Here is a 13,541-nt window from a genome sequence, read left to right as displayed (position 1 = left end):
TCACGCGCATCGTCTCGAGCAGCGACCGGCCGACGAAGGCGGCGGAGCCCGCGAGCGACAGCCGCGTTGCGGTCGGTCGAGTCGAACGCCGTCCGGGCGGTCGTGACGGCGGCGGCTGTCGCCGTCGAACGACGGGACGGAACTCGCCGCCTGAAATCGGGAATCGATCCCGGCGTTGCGGATGGCGTTGCAGACAGTGAAACGAACGGATACGACCATACGGGAGACTCACTTTTCGTAAGATTATCAACGGATGAGCGAGCCCGGTACGATACGAAGGTTGGTGTCAACCGACCGTCGTTTCGGCGACCGTCGGCTGCACCCCTCGTTCGACCGAACGACCGGCCGAAAGCCGCCGACACGGCACCCGCTCCGTAAACCGTAGCCGTTCGAAATCCCGGACTCCCCTCCAAGAACGATGGCACTACCACTCGTCGTCGCCCTCACGTCGCTCGCCGTCTGCATCGGTCTCGTCGGCACCTGCGCCCTCTGTCTCGATCGGGTCGACGTTCGCCGAACGAGAGTCCAGTTTCGGCCGCGGCTCCTCGACGTCGCCCCCTACCTCGGCTTCGCGGCGCTGTTTTTCGTCGCGAAACGAGCGACGCACGGACTCAGTCTCCGGATATCCCACGCGATCGACTGGGACATCACCGCAGCGATCTACGCCGTCGAGGGCGACCTCGTCGCGGTCGTGCAGGACGTCGTGCCCGAGGCGACGGTGGGCTTTTTCTCGGCCATGTACATGTTCGCGTTTCCGTACCTGCTGGTGACCGCGCCGATCCTGTACTTCGTCTCGGGCTTGCAGCGTCGACTCAAGGCGCTTCTCGTCGCGTACCTGCTCAACTACCTGGTCGGCTCGCTCTGTTACACGCTGTTTATCGCCTACGGCCCGCGCAATCACCTCCCGTCCGTCGACGGGTTGATGTACCAGATCTACCCGCAAACGCAGGAGCTCACCGCGGCAGTCTCGGCGAACACGGACGTGTTCCCCTCGCTGCACACGTCGCTGGCGGTCGTCGTGGTGCTGTTCGCGTGGCGGTCCCGCGCGGCCCATCGCCTGTGGTTCGGGATCGCGTCGGCCGTCGCCTCGAGCGTCGTCTTCTCGACGATGTACCTCGGGATCCACTGGGCGATCGACGTCGTCGCCGGCGTCCTGCTCGCCGTCTGGAGCGTGGCCGCCGCCGAACGCCTCGTCGAGCGCGTGGAGGGAACGCGGTCCGCCGCTCCGCCGGCCGACGAACTCGAGGATGGTATCGCTTCGGAGACGAACGTCGACGACTGATCACGGCGAGGATCGTTCGACGCCGGCGTCGCGTCGCGGTTCGCCGACGCCGCAATCGCGGCCCGGCGTCGGCGAGCAGACCGTCCTCGAGGACCGCCTCACTCGAGGTAGCCGAGTTCGCGCAGTCGGTCGCGGGTTTCCTCGCCGGCGTCCGCCAGGGCCTCCCGGTCGCCGGCCGTCTCGTTCGGGTCGTCCCACGCGCCGCCGACGGCCGTTTCGAAGCGGGCCAGCGCCGCTTCGGCGGCGGCGACGACCTCGTCCTCGGCCGGATCGACCGGAGCGTTCTCGTTCGGGTCCTCGTCGAGCCGGTAGCCCTCGTCGGGGATTCGGTCGGCGCGGACGTACTTCGCGTCGGTGCTGCGGGCCGCGCGCAGCCGCGAGTACGCGCGGTGATCGTCCGGGAGGTCGATCCCCGCGTCGCTCGCCTTCTGTTCTAAGTGGTGGAGTTCGATGACGGGCTGGGCGTATTCGACGAAGGCGTAGTCCCCGTCTCCGTCGCGGACGGCGCGCTGCCCCGGATCCGGCTCGGCCGCGGCCTCGAAGGCGCGGTACTCGCTCGAGAGCAGCGAGCGGGTCGGGTCGAACGGCGTCACGCGACCCTCGGCGTCGATCGCGTCGTCGGGATCGACGTCCAGCGCGTCGAGCACCGTGTGATAGCAGTCGAGCAGCTCGACGAGGTCGTCGCGCCGATCGGCCTCGAGCGACGGGTGTTTCACGAGCAGCGGCACGTTGATGAGTTCGTCGTAGAGGGCGAACTCGTGGCCGTAGAGGTCGTGTTCGCCGTGGAGTTCGCCGTGGTCGGCGCAGACGATCACGGTCGTCTCCTCCCACTGCCCGGTCTCGCGGAGCCAGTCGAACAGCCGGCCGAGCTCGGCGTCCATGTGGGCGATTTCGGCGTCGTAGAGTCCCCGAATGGCGTCCCACTCCTCGTCGTCGATGTCGCGCGCGCCCGAATTGAATTCCTTGGAGTTCTGGCAGACGTCGTCGGGATCGACGCCGGGAGCGAACTCCTCGCGGTACTCCTCGGGCGGGTAGTAGGGCAGGTGGGCGTCCATCAGGTTGACGAACGCGAACCAGCCCTCGTCGCCGTCGCTGTCGTCGATGAACGACCGGGTCCGGTCGATCACCGAGGGCGTCTTCGAGTCGGCGCTCTCGCCGCTGGCGAGTTTCGAGTGGGCCATCGCGCCGACCCTGACGAGTTTCGACGCCAGTTCGTGTAAGTACTCGTTGTCGTTGATCGTCTGCCAGACGCTGGCGAGCGGGCCCGAGAACACGTCTCCGGGGAGGACCTCGAAGAACGAGTCCTGTGCGTCGAAGCCGTCGGTGAGGCCGGTGTAGGGCGTGATCCAGGCGTTCGAGGAGTAGCAGGCCGTCTCGTAGCCGGCCGCCGACAGGATCGACGCGAGCGTCACGTCGTCGTCGAGGTACGGACTCCCCTGATCGGCGCCGTGCTGGCTCGGATACAGGCCGGTAAAGAGGGAGGCGTGGACCGGCAGCGTCCACGGGGCCGGCGCGACCGCCGACTCGAAGACGGTCGCGTCCTCGGCGAACCGCGAGAGGGTCGGCGTCGTCGCCCGATCGTACCCGTACGGCTCGAGGCGGTCCTTCCGGACCGTGTCCAGAACGACGAAGAGTACGTTCGACTGGCGTCTCTCGTCCATTACCGGATGGCAGAGGGGCAACCTAAATAAAACGATTGAAGCGCCCCACTCCCCGTCCCGCCGGGTACGCTCGGGGATAATCAGACGTTTCAAGTCATCGAACGAATCATATGATCCATGGACGAGCGAAACCGGCGCGTGCTGTTGCTCAGCGCGTTCGCGACGATCGCGGTGTTTGCGGTGCTTCTCTTTCTCGTCGGCGCTCAGCGGGTCATCGGATCGCTGCTGTCGGCGGAGCCGACGCTGGTCGCGGCTACGTTCGCACTCGGGCTGTGCTGGTTGTTCGCCTGGAGCCTGATGCTTCGAACCGTCCTCGCGGCGCTCGGCGTCGACGTATCGGTCGGAACGGCGTTTCTCGTCTACGCCGGCGCCGTCTTCGCCAACAACATCACGCCGTTCGGTCAGGCCGGCGGCGAACCGGTCGCGGCGGGACTCATCTCGAAGGTGTCCGAATCCCGTTACGAGACCGGCCTCGTCGGCATCGCGAGCGTCGACGTTCTCAACGTCGTTCCGTCCATCTCGCTCGTCCTCGTCGGCGTCGGCTACTACGCGACGACCACCGCTCTCGGCGAGCGCCTCGAGAACGCCGTCGGCACGGCGGTCGTCCTGATCGCCGGCATCGTTCTGGGAATCGCGCTCGTCTGGCGGTACCGACAGCGGGTCATCGATCGACTGCCCGCCATCGTCGCACCCCGCCTCGGCCTGCTCGGCATCGAGCGGTTCGACGCCGACCAGCTCGAGGCGAACCTCTCGAATCGGCTCCAACGGTTCTTCGAGAACATCGAGCGCGTCGGCACGGATCGGTGGCGCCTCGGGCTCGTCGTCGGACTGTCGCTGGCCGGCTGGCTCTTTCAGACGGCCGCGCTCATGGCGGCGTTCGCCGCGCTCGGCCAGAGCGTTCCCGTGTACGTCCTCATATTCGCGATTCCGCTCGCGAACCTCGCCGGCGCGGCGCCGCTGCCCGGCGGCCTCGGCGGCATCGAGGCCGCGTTCGTGTCGCTGCTCGTGCCGACGACCGGCGTCGAGGCGTCGGTGATCACCGCCGCGGTCCTCATCTTCCGCGGTGCGATCTACTGGATGCCGCTGCTCATCGGCGGCGTGTCGGTGTCGGCGTTCGGCGTCCGCGCGTTGGAGTAGCGCCCTACGAGCGATCGGCCGCACTGCGAGAAGCAACAACGCTTACGTTCGCGCCGTCTTAGTCGCCACCGATGGAGGCACTGCAGCTCGGGAGCGTTCCGCCGTGGCTCGAGTCCCTGTTCGCGTCGGAGTTCGGGTACGCGGTATTGCTCGGCGTCTGCGTTCTCGAGGGGGCGATGCTGTTGCGGTTCATGCCGAGCGAACTGGTCGTCCCGGCCGCGCTGGCGCTGATCGGATCGTCCGTCCCCGAGGCGGTCGCGATCGTCGCCGTCGCGGTCGTCGGAACGACGGTCGGGCAGTTCCTGCTGTTCCGTCTCGTCCGCCGGGCCGGCCGGGAGTACGTCCTGCAAAAACGGTGGGTCCCGGTCACGGAATCGCGGCTCGAGCGGTTCGACGGCTGGTTCGACCGCTGGGGCGGGCTCGCCGTCGCGGCGAGCAACACGATGCTGTTCGTCCGCGGGCTGGTGACGATTCCCGCCGGCCTCTCGGAGATGAGCGGGAAATCGTTCGTCGCGCTTTCGGCGATCGGCTCGCTCTCGTTCCAGTCGATCCTCGCCGCGCTGTACCTGCTGGGCGGCCACCTGTTCGCGTGATCGCTCACGTCCGGTGGCGGCTCGCGTCCGGTAGCGGCGTTCAGTTCTCTTTCGCGTCGTAGTTCAGTCGCGGTAGCTCGATTCGTCAGGAGAGCGACGGCAGGTCGTCGGTCCGGCTCGCGAGAATCGCAATCGCCGCCGTCCACAGCAGCACCGTCGCCGTCGGTCCGTGAACGGGAACGCCGGGGCTCGGACTCGCCTCGAGCGGGAACAACCAGGGGATCCCCATCGGCGACAGCGAGTCGACGGCGATGTGGGAGCCGAGCGCCAGCCCGACGGCCAGCGGGACGTTCCGATCCCGATAGATTACGTACGCGCCGGCGACCGTCGCCGCCGCGAACAGCGGCGCGTGCGTGAGCCCCCGGTGGACGAACGGCCAGCCCCACGCCGCGGGAAACAGGAAATCGGCGTCGGGGAGGAGACCGAGCACGGCGCCGAGCCGCGGATCGGCGTCGGTGAACCCGCGAACGAGGGCGTAGCCGACGACGGCGTGCGTGGACAGCGCGCCGGCGAGAAACAGGAACCGCCCTAGCTCCATCGTATCGGCCCTTCGAACCCGCCCGTCACGTATCTTGGGATCGAGTCGTCAGCCGCCGGTCGTCAGTCGTCCTCCCGCCGGTAGACGGGTCGGCGGAAGCGGATCCCCGCGTCGCGAAGGCGCCACCTGGTCTCGAGCCCGGTCCAGGTCAGCCCCGTCAGCAGGGCGACGCCGACGACGGCGAACTCGAGGCGCCCCATCCAGACCGGCGCGGCGAAGAGGATCCCGTTCTTGATTCGGTGGGGGACGATCGCGTCGACGACGTCGCTGAGCGCGGCGAGGACGCCGAGTCCGCCATCGCCGTCGTCGGCGGCGGCGTCGGCCGTCCGCGACTCGAGGCCGAGTGCGGCCGCGCTGTGGCCGCCCGTGCTCTCGTCGCCGGTCTCGAGGCGTTCGGCCTCGTAGGGGAGGGTCGACTCGACCTGCCAGACGATCGCGCCGGACTCGTTGACTTCCAGCACGCGGTTACCGTGGGTGTCGGTGATCAGCGTGTTGCCGTTCGGCAGGCGGTCGGCGTCGCGGGGCCACTGGATCTGCTCGTCGGCCCACTGCCACGTTCGCGTCCACTCGCCGTCCTCGCGCTGGAACTCCTGGACGCGGCCGTTCTCGGAGTCGGCGACGACGATCGCCGGCCCGCCGCGCGATTCGGGGATGTAATCGGGGTTGTGCTGTTCGTACTGGACGTCGTACTCGTCCTCGCTGCCGAGCGTCCACTCCTCGAGCAGTCCCTCCTCGGGGTCGATGAAGACGACCTGATCCTGATTCCGGAGGCTGACCATCACGTGGCCCTCGTGGACGCCCTCCTCGATGTACTCGACGTCGTTGACGTGCGCCCAGTCGCCCGGATAGGGGCCGCCGCCCTCGACCGGGAAGTCGCTCTGGGCGTCCCAGAGCCAGTCGACGATCTCCGTCTCCGTATTGACGATAAACACCTGGTCGGCGACGATGTCGGCGACGAGGACGTGGCTCTCGTTGATGCGGTCGACGTCGTGCCACTCGCCGGCGTGTTCCTTGTAGTCGTAGCGCTCGTAGAGGACCTCGACCTCGCCGGTCTCTAAGTCGGCCCGCTCGAGGACGTTCCGCGTGCACGGCGGATCGCTACAGGTCGGCCCTTCGGAGTGGATCGTGTCCGTCGCGGCGTACTCGACGGTCAGCGGATCGCCCTCGACGGGGTCGACGTCGAAGTATTTCGTCCGCGAGTTGTTGTAGTAGATGACCTCGCCGTCGGGGGCGTACGCGGTGATCGTCCCGGCGCGACCCGATTCGGTGACGACCGTGTGGTTGTCCGTCTCGGGCGCGTCCGGAACGTCGCCCTCGGTCGCCGTCGACAGCGTGTTCGACGCCGAGACGGCGAGGACGCCCGCCGAAAGGAGCAGGACGGCGACGAAGACGAGGCGAAGTCGGTTCCGCGAGAGCGCCGACCGCACGCGGTGACCGGCGGGGATTGACCGATCGGTCACGGTCCGGTCACCCTCGCGCGTCGAAGCGACAGCTGCGTTTCCATCGAGGTTCGTTTCCCGACCGAGGTATTAGTGTTTTTTCTACTTGCGGGCGGCGATTCGGCGTCCGCGGACCGAGAAGCGAGTGCGCGGTTCCGGACGCCGGCCGACGGCGATCGGGCCGGACCGAGCGGACGTACCGTCCGGGGGCGACCCCGCCACCGCGGCCCCTCGAGCGGCGTCTCGACCCGCCCGCGGGATTCTTTAGCGTGCACCCATGTACGTCCCGGTAAGTCGGTCGGTCGAACGTACCGAAACCGATCGTCAGTTGCTCTCTGCCCCGCTCGCCGGCGTTGATGGGATCGGGTTCGGGAACAGGTAGCATCCCGAGATAGTCCAGACCAGTAAAGATATGGGAATCGGATCGAAAGAACGAGTAACCGATGAAAGAACAGCGGTTTCTCGAGTCCGAGTGGGACTACTGCCTCGTGCTGGACGCGTGCCGGTACGACGTGTTCAGCGACGTGTACGACGAGTTCCTCGAGGGCTCACTCGAAAAGCGACGAAGCAAGGGGTCGTCGACGCCGGAGTGGGCGTACCGCACCTTCACGGGGGACCACGACATCGCGTACTTCTCCGGCAACCCGTTCATCAACGACCTCGGGATTCCGCTGAACGAACTCAAGTGGGGCGCCAGCTGCGACTACGAGTGGACCGCGAGCGACCACATCAGCGACGTCGTCGACGTCTGGGATCACGGGTGGGACGACGACCTCGGCACGGTTCCGCCGGACAGCCTCGCGGAATCGTTCGAACGGCACCGCGATATCGTCGACGACGCCGAGCGGACGGTGATCCACTACATGCAACCCCACGCGCCCTACCTCGCGCGCGGAAAGGGACAAAAGCTCGAGCAGATCCAGAAGGGGATCAAAAAGCAAGGCGAGAGCGAGGACGGGGACGACGGCGTGCTCGCCTCGCTCGGCGACGCCGTCCGGCCGAGGATCGAGTCCGCCCTCGACGGCAAGGAGATCGCCCAGAAGGCGGGCCTGTGGCTCGAACTGGACCCCAAGGACCTGGTGCAGAACGGGACGCGAGACGCCGCCATGGCGCTCTACGAGGAGAACCTGCGGATCGCGCTCGAATCGGTCGCCGAGCTGATCCCGAAGCTCGACGGCGACGTCATCGTGACCGCCGACCACGGCGAGGCCTTCGGGGAGCAGGGTGTCTGGGAACACCACATCGAGACCCACATCCCGCCGCTCGTGGAGGTACCGTGGTTGACCGTCGAGTAGTCCGCCCGCACTCGGGTGCGCGACGGCGGAGTACCGCCGCGCGATCGAACCGCGAGTGATCCCATGAAAATCAGCCACTACTTCGAGTTCGAGGAGCACGTCACCGGCGGCATCAGCGAGTCCGTCGCCCACCAGCGCAAGATGCTGGACCGGCTCGAGCTGGAGTACACCACCGAGCCGACCCTCGAAGCCGACGTCTTCCACTGCAACCTCATGGGACCGCGATCGGTCTGGTACGCCAGGCGGGCCCGCAAGCGGGGCGTGCCGGTCGTCGCCCACACGCACGTGACCGCCGAGGACTTCGGCGACAGCTTCCGATTTACGAACGCCCTCGCGAAACCGCTGCGCCCGTACCTCGAGCGCGCGTACGGGCTGGCCGACGCGCTCGTCTGCCCCTCCGACTACAACCGGGGGCTGATCGAAGGGTACGTCGACGGGGCGACGCCGACGCGAGTCGTCTCGAACGGCGTCGACCGCGAGAAACTCGAGGGCTTCGAGTCGCTCCGCGAGGAGTATCTGGAGCGGTACGACCTCGAGCCCCCGGTCGTCTTCCTCGTCGGCCACGTGATCAAGCGGAAGGGGTTAGAGACGTTCGTCGAGACGGCCCGCCGACTGCCCGACGTAGACTTCGCGTGGTTCGGGCCGATCGACCGCTCGCTGAAGGGCCGGGAGACGAAGCGACTGATCGATTCCTCGCCCGACAACTGCACCTTCACCGGTTTCATCGACGACATCCGCGGCGCGTACGCGGCGGGGGATATCTTCTTCTTCCCGACCCACGAGGAAAACGAGGGGATCGCCCTGCTCGAGGCGATGACGGCCGGCAAACCGGTCGTCGTTCGAGACATCGAGACGTTCTCGTGGCTCGAGGACGGCGAGGACTGTCTGAAGGTCGCGCGGGCGGACGGTCCGCCGGCGGAACCGCGAGCGGACGCGAACTCCGATGCGACCGTCGCCACCGACGGCGGCCCGACCTCGTTCGTCGACGCCATCGACCGCCTGCGCGATTCCGACGTCCGGGAGCGGCTCGGCGCGAACGCGCGCGAGCGCAGCGAGCGGTTCTCGCTCGAGACGATCGCACAGGAGTACGAGCAGCTGTACGCGGAGGTGGTCTGAATGAAGATCGGCTTCTTCACCGACAGCTACTTCCCCGAGATCGACGGCGTAACGTACACGATCGACCTCTGGCGCGAGGAACTCGAGCGGCGGGGCCACGAGGTGTACGTCGTCTACCCCGACGGCGACTACGAGCCCGACGACCGCGAAATTCCCGTGCAATCGCTGCCGAACCCCTTCTACGCCGGCTACCGGATTCCGACGTTCAAGCGGCCGTCGACGCTGCCGGACCTCGATGTCGTTCACTGCCACGGCCCGGCGCCGGTCGGCCTGCTCGGCCGCTACTACGCCTGGAAGCGCGATATCCCGTCGGTCTACACCCACCACACGCCCATCGAGGAGTACTTCCACCAGAGCGTGAAATCGAGGACGATCGCGGGGCTGCTGAAGAAGCTGTACGTGCCGACTGAGACCGCGTTCCTGCGGAGCTTCGACGTCGTCACCGCCTCGACGAACCGGATCGAGCGCAACGTCAGCCACGTCCAGCTCCCGGTCGGCATCGACATGGAGTTCTTCCGGCCGACCGAAACCGACCGGTACCCCGACCCCGATCGGACGGTCATCGGCTACAGCGGCCGGCTCAGCATGGAGAAAAACGTCGAGGAGATCCTGCGGGTCGCCGAGGAGCTCCCCGAGTACGAGTTCGTCGTCGTCGGCGAGGGTCCCCGCCGGGAGCACCTCGAGGCGGCGGCCCCCGACAACGTGACGCTGCGGGACTTCCTCCCGCGGGAGGAACTGCCGGTCTTCTACTCCTCGCTGGACGCGTTCGTGACGGCCTCGAAGGGAGACACGCTGGGCCTGTCGACGCTCGAGGCCAACGCCTGCGGGACGCCGGTCGTCGCCGCCGACGTGCCGCCGTTCGAGGAGACGATCGGCCCCGAAAACGGGATGCGGTTCGAGTACGGCGACCTCGAGGCGATGGCCGCGGCGATCGAGGACTGCCTCGCGGCCGACTGGGAGACCCGAAGCGCCGTCGAGCAGTACTCGGTCGAGCAGACGCTCGTCCACCTCGAGCAGCTCTACGAGAACGCGCCGGGAGCGCGGACGACGACGACGAGCGACGACGTTCCGTGGCAGGGACAGGGCCAGTTCTCCGGCGCGGGCGAGGAACAGGACTGAATTTTTCGCGCCCGGAACGACGCGATGCGGCGTCACGCGTGACGTGGCGGTCTCACTCGGCGACCGTTAGCTCGCCGTCCGGAGCGTGGGATTTGAGCGCCCCGATCGCCTCCTGGGCCGCCGCGCGCGTCTCGTAGGATTGTGCGCTTTCGAGCAGCGTTTCGCCGTTCTCGTCGACGAGCCGCCACCGCCACGGCTCGTCGCCGTCCGTCCGGGACAGTTCGAACGCGGCGCTCTCGAGTTCGAAGACGCTCGCCGACTCGAGGAGCGACCGGACGTCGGCGATCGCCTCGCGAGCGGCCGCGTTCGTCTCCGTCACGTCGGCGGCGATCGCGACGGGGTCGCCGTCCCCGTTCAGGAGGCGCCAGCGCCACCCGCCGTCCCGCTCGACGACGTCGAACGACGCCTCGGCGACGTCGATCCGGTCGGCGAGCGGCGCGAGTCGCCGGACGCTCTCTATCGTCGCCGTCGTCTCGGATTTGTCCGCGGTCTCGGCAGCGGTCGCGAGGACCTCCCTGTCGCGATCGAGCAGGTCCCACCGCCAGCCGTCCCCGTCGCGCTCGAGCCAGATCGCGGCCCCGTCGGACTCGATCGCGAAGACCGGGACGTCCGACGCCCGCTTGAGGTCGCCGACGACGCTCCGGGCAGCCTCGCGGTCGGCGTACGCCGCCGTCGATTCGAGGATCGGCTCCCGGTCCCGGTCGAGCAGGCTCCACCGCCAGGTCTCGTCGCCGAGGAGTTGGACCGTCACCGCGCCGGTCGTGTACTCCCGGGCAGCGGCCGCCGTCTCGCGGACGTCGTCGATCCGCTCGACGAGTTCGTCCCGGGTCGGGTACTCGCCGCCGGACACGGCCAGCGTCTCGCCCGACGGGCGGACGAACCGCCAGCGCCACCCGCCGTCCGTCGCGTCGGGCTGGAACGTCGCGCTCTCGACCGCGTGGACGGGGGCGTTCGATCGGTCGCGAAGCCGATCCACCGCCGCTCGAGCGTCCGCTCGGCTCGCGTAGGGAGTCGGCGCCTCGGCGACGCGCCGTCCGGCGGCGTCGAGCAGCCGCCAGGACCACGCCCCGTCCTCGCGGGCGACCAGTTCGAACGCGGGCGCATCGATCTCCGCGACCTCGGCGTCGGGCGCGCGCTCCTTGAGCGTCAGCATCGCCTCGATGGCCTCGTTGCGCGAGTCGTGCTCGCCGTCGCTGTCGGCGAGGACGGTGCCGCCCGCGTCGAGCAGCCGCCACCGCCAGTCGCCGTCGTCGGTCTCGTAGACGCGAAACGCCGCCGTCTCGAATGCGACGACGTCCGCCTCCCGAACTTCCTCGCGGACGCGATCGAGCGCCGTCGTCGCCGCCTCGGCGTCGGCGTACGCTCGTGCGCTCTCGGCGACGACGTCGCGTTCGGTCGTGACGAGCCGCCAGCGCCAGCCGTCGGCGGTCCCCGCCGTTCCGGCGCCGTCGGTGACGGCGGGCGTTTCGGCGTCGGTATCCGTCGCGGCGCGCTCGCGGCTTCTCGAGGCGCCGCCGGAATCGGCCGCCCTCATGTCCGTCGCGCGGCCGTCCTCGAGAGCGGCGTCGGGGTCCGGGTACACCTCGTACGCCGCCTCGTCGATCTCGAGGACGGCCGCGTCGGGCGCCGCCTCGCGGAACAGGTCGGTGGCCCGCTCCGCCTCGTCGGCCGTCGGCGCGGCGACCGGCGCTCGAGCGACGGTTCGGCCAGCGTCGTCGACGAGTCGCCAGCGCCACGCGTCGCCGTTACCGTGGCGGTCGCGGTCGCCGTCACGGTGACGGTCACCGTCATCGTCGCCGTCGCCAGCGGCACGATCGGGACCAGGATCGGGATATCGCTCGAAGGCCGGCTCCCCCGCGTCGGTGACGGCCGCGTCCTCGAGGGCTGCCAACGCTGCCGTCGCCGCGTCTTCGGCGGCCAATCGCGTCTCGAACGCGACGGTCGCGTCGGCGACGACATCGCCGTCCTCGTCGACGAGCCGCCACGACCACCCGCCGTCGGCTTCTTCTGCGGTCGGCTCCGGTTTTGAACCCGATTCTGCTTCGGCTTCCGATTCTGCTTCGGACGCTAGGTCCGCTTCCGATCCCCTCTCGGACTCTGAGTCCGCTTCCGAGTTCGCTCCCCCTTTCGACGCCGATCGCACCGCCGATCCGGCCCCCTCGAGCGGGTAGAGTTCGACGCCGAACGCCTCGACGTCGAGAACCCGCGCGTCGGCGATGCGTTCGGCGAACGTCTCGGCCGCCGCCGCGGCGTCGGCACGACGGTCGTAGCCGTCCGCACTTGCGGCCAAGGGCGTTCGTTCGTCGTCGACCAGTTGCCACCGCCACCGGTCGCGGCGCTCGGCGATCGTAATCGCCGCCGCCTCGACGTCGACGACGTCCGCGTCGGGCCCGTGATCTTTCAGGAAACTCACCGCGGCGTCGGCGTCGTCGCGGTCGTCGTAGCCTTCGGCCGCAGTGGCGACACGGCTCCCGTCCGCGCGGACGAGCGACCAGCGCCAGGTGCCGTCGTCGTCTCCGCCAGCGTCATCCCCGTCACCGCCGTCCCCGTTCCCGTCCCGGTACACTCGCACGGCCGCGTCGGTCACCTCCCGGAGACTCGCCGCTTCGATCGCGTCCCGCGTCCGTTCGATTCGGGCCGTCGCCGTCGACTGCGTCGGGGCCCCGGCGGGGCTCTCCGCGAGCGCTTCCCGGCGGAGCACGCGCCACGTCCAGTCCCCGCCGTCTCGCCGGAGGACGGCCTGCATCCCTTCGATCGCGTCGCCCGTGAGGACCGCCGAGGTCTCCGTCTCGCCCTCGAGGCCGTCCCGGTCGTCGCCCTCGACCCGTCCGTGCCGATTCCTGAGGGAGAACACCGCCGCACCGACGCCGGCGAAGAGAACGAGTCCGACCGCGATTGCGGCGGCGGGGGACAGTTCGAGGCCGCGTTCGCCCCACTGGATCTGCTCGAGCGTTCCGGTTGCGAGACTGCCGATCAGGAGGACGGTCGGACCCGCGCCGAGAGCGGTTCGCGCGCCGCGCCCGGTCCGTCGCGCGCTGGGCGCACGGGTCGTTCTCGTCGACGCCGCGGTGCTCCCGCCGGCGTCGGACGACTTCCGTCGACGTCGGCGGACGGAGCGCGGGACTGACATATCCGTTCCGGAGGCCGGCCGAGGCCATAATAATGGACCGCTTATGCGCGTCTCGTCCGTCGGTCGGCGTCGAAACTCGAACCGGCCCGTCTACGGCCGGTCTCGCCGCGCTTTCGGTCCCGTAGTCCGACGGTACGGGAGACGGAGAGTACATTTCGTGTGCTTTCGGTCGCGGTCCGACCCGAGGTGGCGACGGGCCGGTGGGAGGGAGTAGATTTCGTGTGCTTTCCG

General features: G+C 68.8%; 10 protein-coding genes. 6 read left to right on the top strand and 4 right to left on the bottom strand.

The features are described from left to right. The first annotated feature begins 418 nt into the window (after nucleotides 1–418). Entirely contained in the window at nucleotides 419–1,282 is an 864-nt protein-coding gene (locus ACYQ26_RS17160; protein WP_459810103.1) for a phosphatase PAP2 family protein, read from the top strand. Nucleotides 1,283–1,380: 98 nt separating this feature from the next. Here the strand turns inward: ACYQ26_RS17160 and ACYQ26_RS17155 are convergent, their stop codons facing one another. Further along, nucleotides 1,381–2,943 (bottom strand): sulfatase, encoded by a 1,563-nt coding sequence (locus ACYQ26_RS17155; RefSeq protein ID WP_459810102.1) that lies wholly within the window; start codon nucleotides 2,941–2,943, stop codon nucleotides 1,381–1,383. 117 nt (nucleotides 2,944–3,060) lie between these two features. Here ACYQ26_RS17155 and ACYQ26_RS17150 point away from each other — a divergent pair, with 117 nt between their 5' ends. After that, nucleotides 3,061–4,080, top strand: a complete 1,020-nt coding sequence (locus tag ACYQ26_RS17150; protein ID WP_459810101.1) for a lysylphosphatidylglycerol synthase transmembrane domain-containing protein — start codon at nucleotides 3,061–3,063, stop codon at nucleotides 4,078–4,080. A 71-nt stretch (nucleotides 4,081–4,151) separates the two neighbouring features. After that, nucleotides 4,152–4,673 carry a DedA family protein gene (locus ACYQ26_RS17145; RefSeq protein WP_459810100.1) on the top strand — a complete coding sequence of 174 codons (522 nt, stop codon included), beginning with the start codon at nucleotides 4,152–4,154 and terminating at the stop codon, nucleotides 4,671–4,673. A gap of 85 nt (nucleotides 4,674–4,758) precedes the next feature. Here the strand turns inward: ACYQ26_RS17145 and ACYQ26_RS17140 are convergent, their stop codons facing one another. Then, the gene (locus tag ACYQ26_RS17140; RefSeq protein ID WP_459810099.1) at nucleotides 4,759–5,211 is read right to left on the bottom strand and encodes a metal-dependent hydrolase; all 453 of its coding nucleotides are present in this window, start codon (nucleotides 5,209–5,211) and stop codon (nucleotides 4,759–4,761) included. Nucleotides 5,212–5,273: 62 nt separating this feature from the next. Continuing rightward, complete coding sequence (locus tag ACYQ26_RS17135) at nucleotides 5,274–6,671, bottom strand: arylsulfotransferase family protein (protein WP_459810098.1); 1,398 nt, start codon at nucleotides 6,669–6,671, stop codon at nucleotides 5,274–5,276. 422 nt (nucleotides 6,672–7,093) lie between these two features. Between ACYQ26_RS17135 and ACYQ26_RS17130 the strand changes: the two genes are divergently transcribed. From ACYQ26_RS17130 to ACYQ26_RS17120, 3 genes are all read left to right on the top strand, one after another. Beyond that, nucleotides 7,094–7,945, top strand: a complete 852-nt coding sequence (locus tag ACYQ26_RS17130; protein ID WP_459810097.1) for a hypothetical protein — start codon at nucleotides 7,094–7,096, stop codon at nucleotides 7,943–7,945. Nucleotides 7,946–8,008: 63 nt separating this feature from the next. Next, complete coding sequence (locus ACYQ26_RS17125) at nucleotides 8,009–9,061, top strand: glycosyltransferase family 4 protein (RefSeq protein ID WP_459810096.1); 1,053 nt, start codon at nucleotides 8,009–8,011, stop codon at nucleotides 9,059–9,061. After that, nucleotides 9,062–10,180 (top strand): glycosyltransferase, encoded by a 1,119-nt coding sequence (locus ACYQ26_RS17120; protein ID WP_459810095.1) that lies wholly within the window; start codon nucleotides 9,062–9,064, stop codon nucleotides 10,178–10,180. It abuts the gene before it with no gap. Nucleotides 10,181–10,232: 52 nt separating this feature from the next. Here the strand turns inward: ACYQ26_RS17120 and ACYQ26_RS17115 are convergent, their stop codons facing one another. Continuing rightward, nucleotides 10,233–13,310, bottom strand: a complete 3,078-nt coding sequence (locus ACYQ26_RS17115) for a DUF1508 domain-containing protein (RefSeq protein ID WP_459810094.1) — start codon at nucleotides 13,308–13,310, stop codon at nucleotides 10,233–10,235. Nucleotides 13,311–13,541: the final 231 nt, after the last annotated feature.

This window comes from Halopiger thermotolerans, assembly GCF_054654555.1.
The sequence above is the reverse complement of the archived record's forward strand: the minus strand, read 5'-3'. Positions and strand labels throughout refer to the sequence as shown.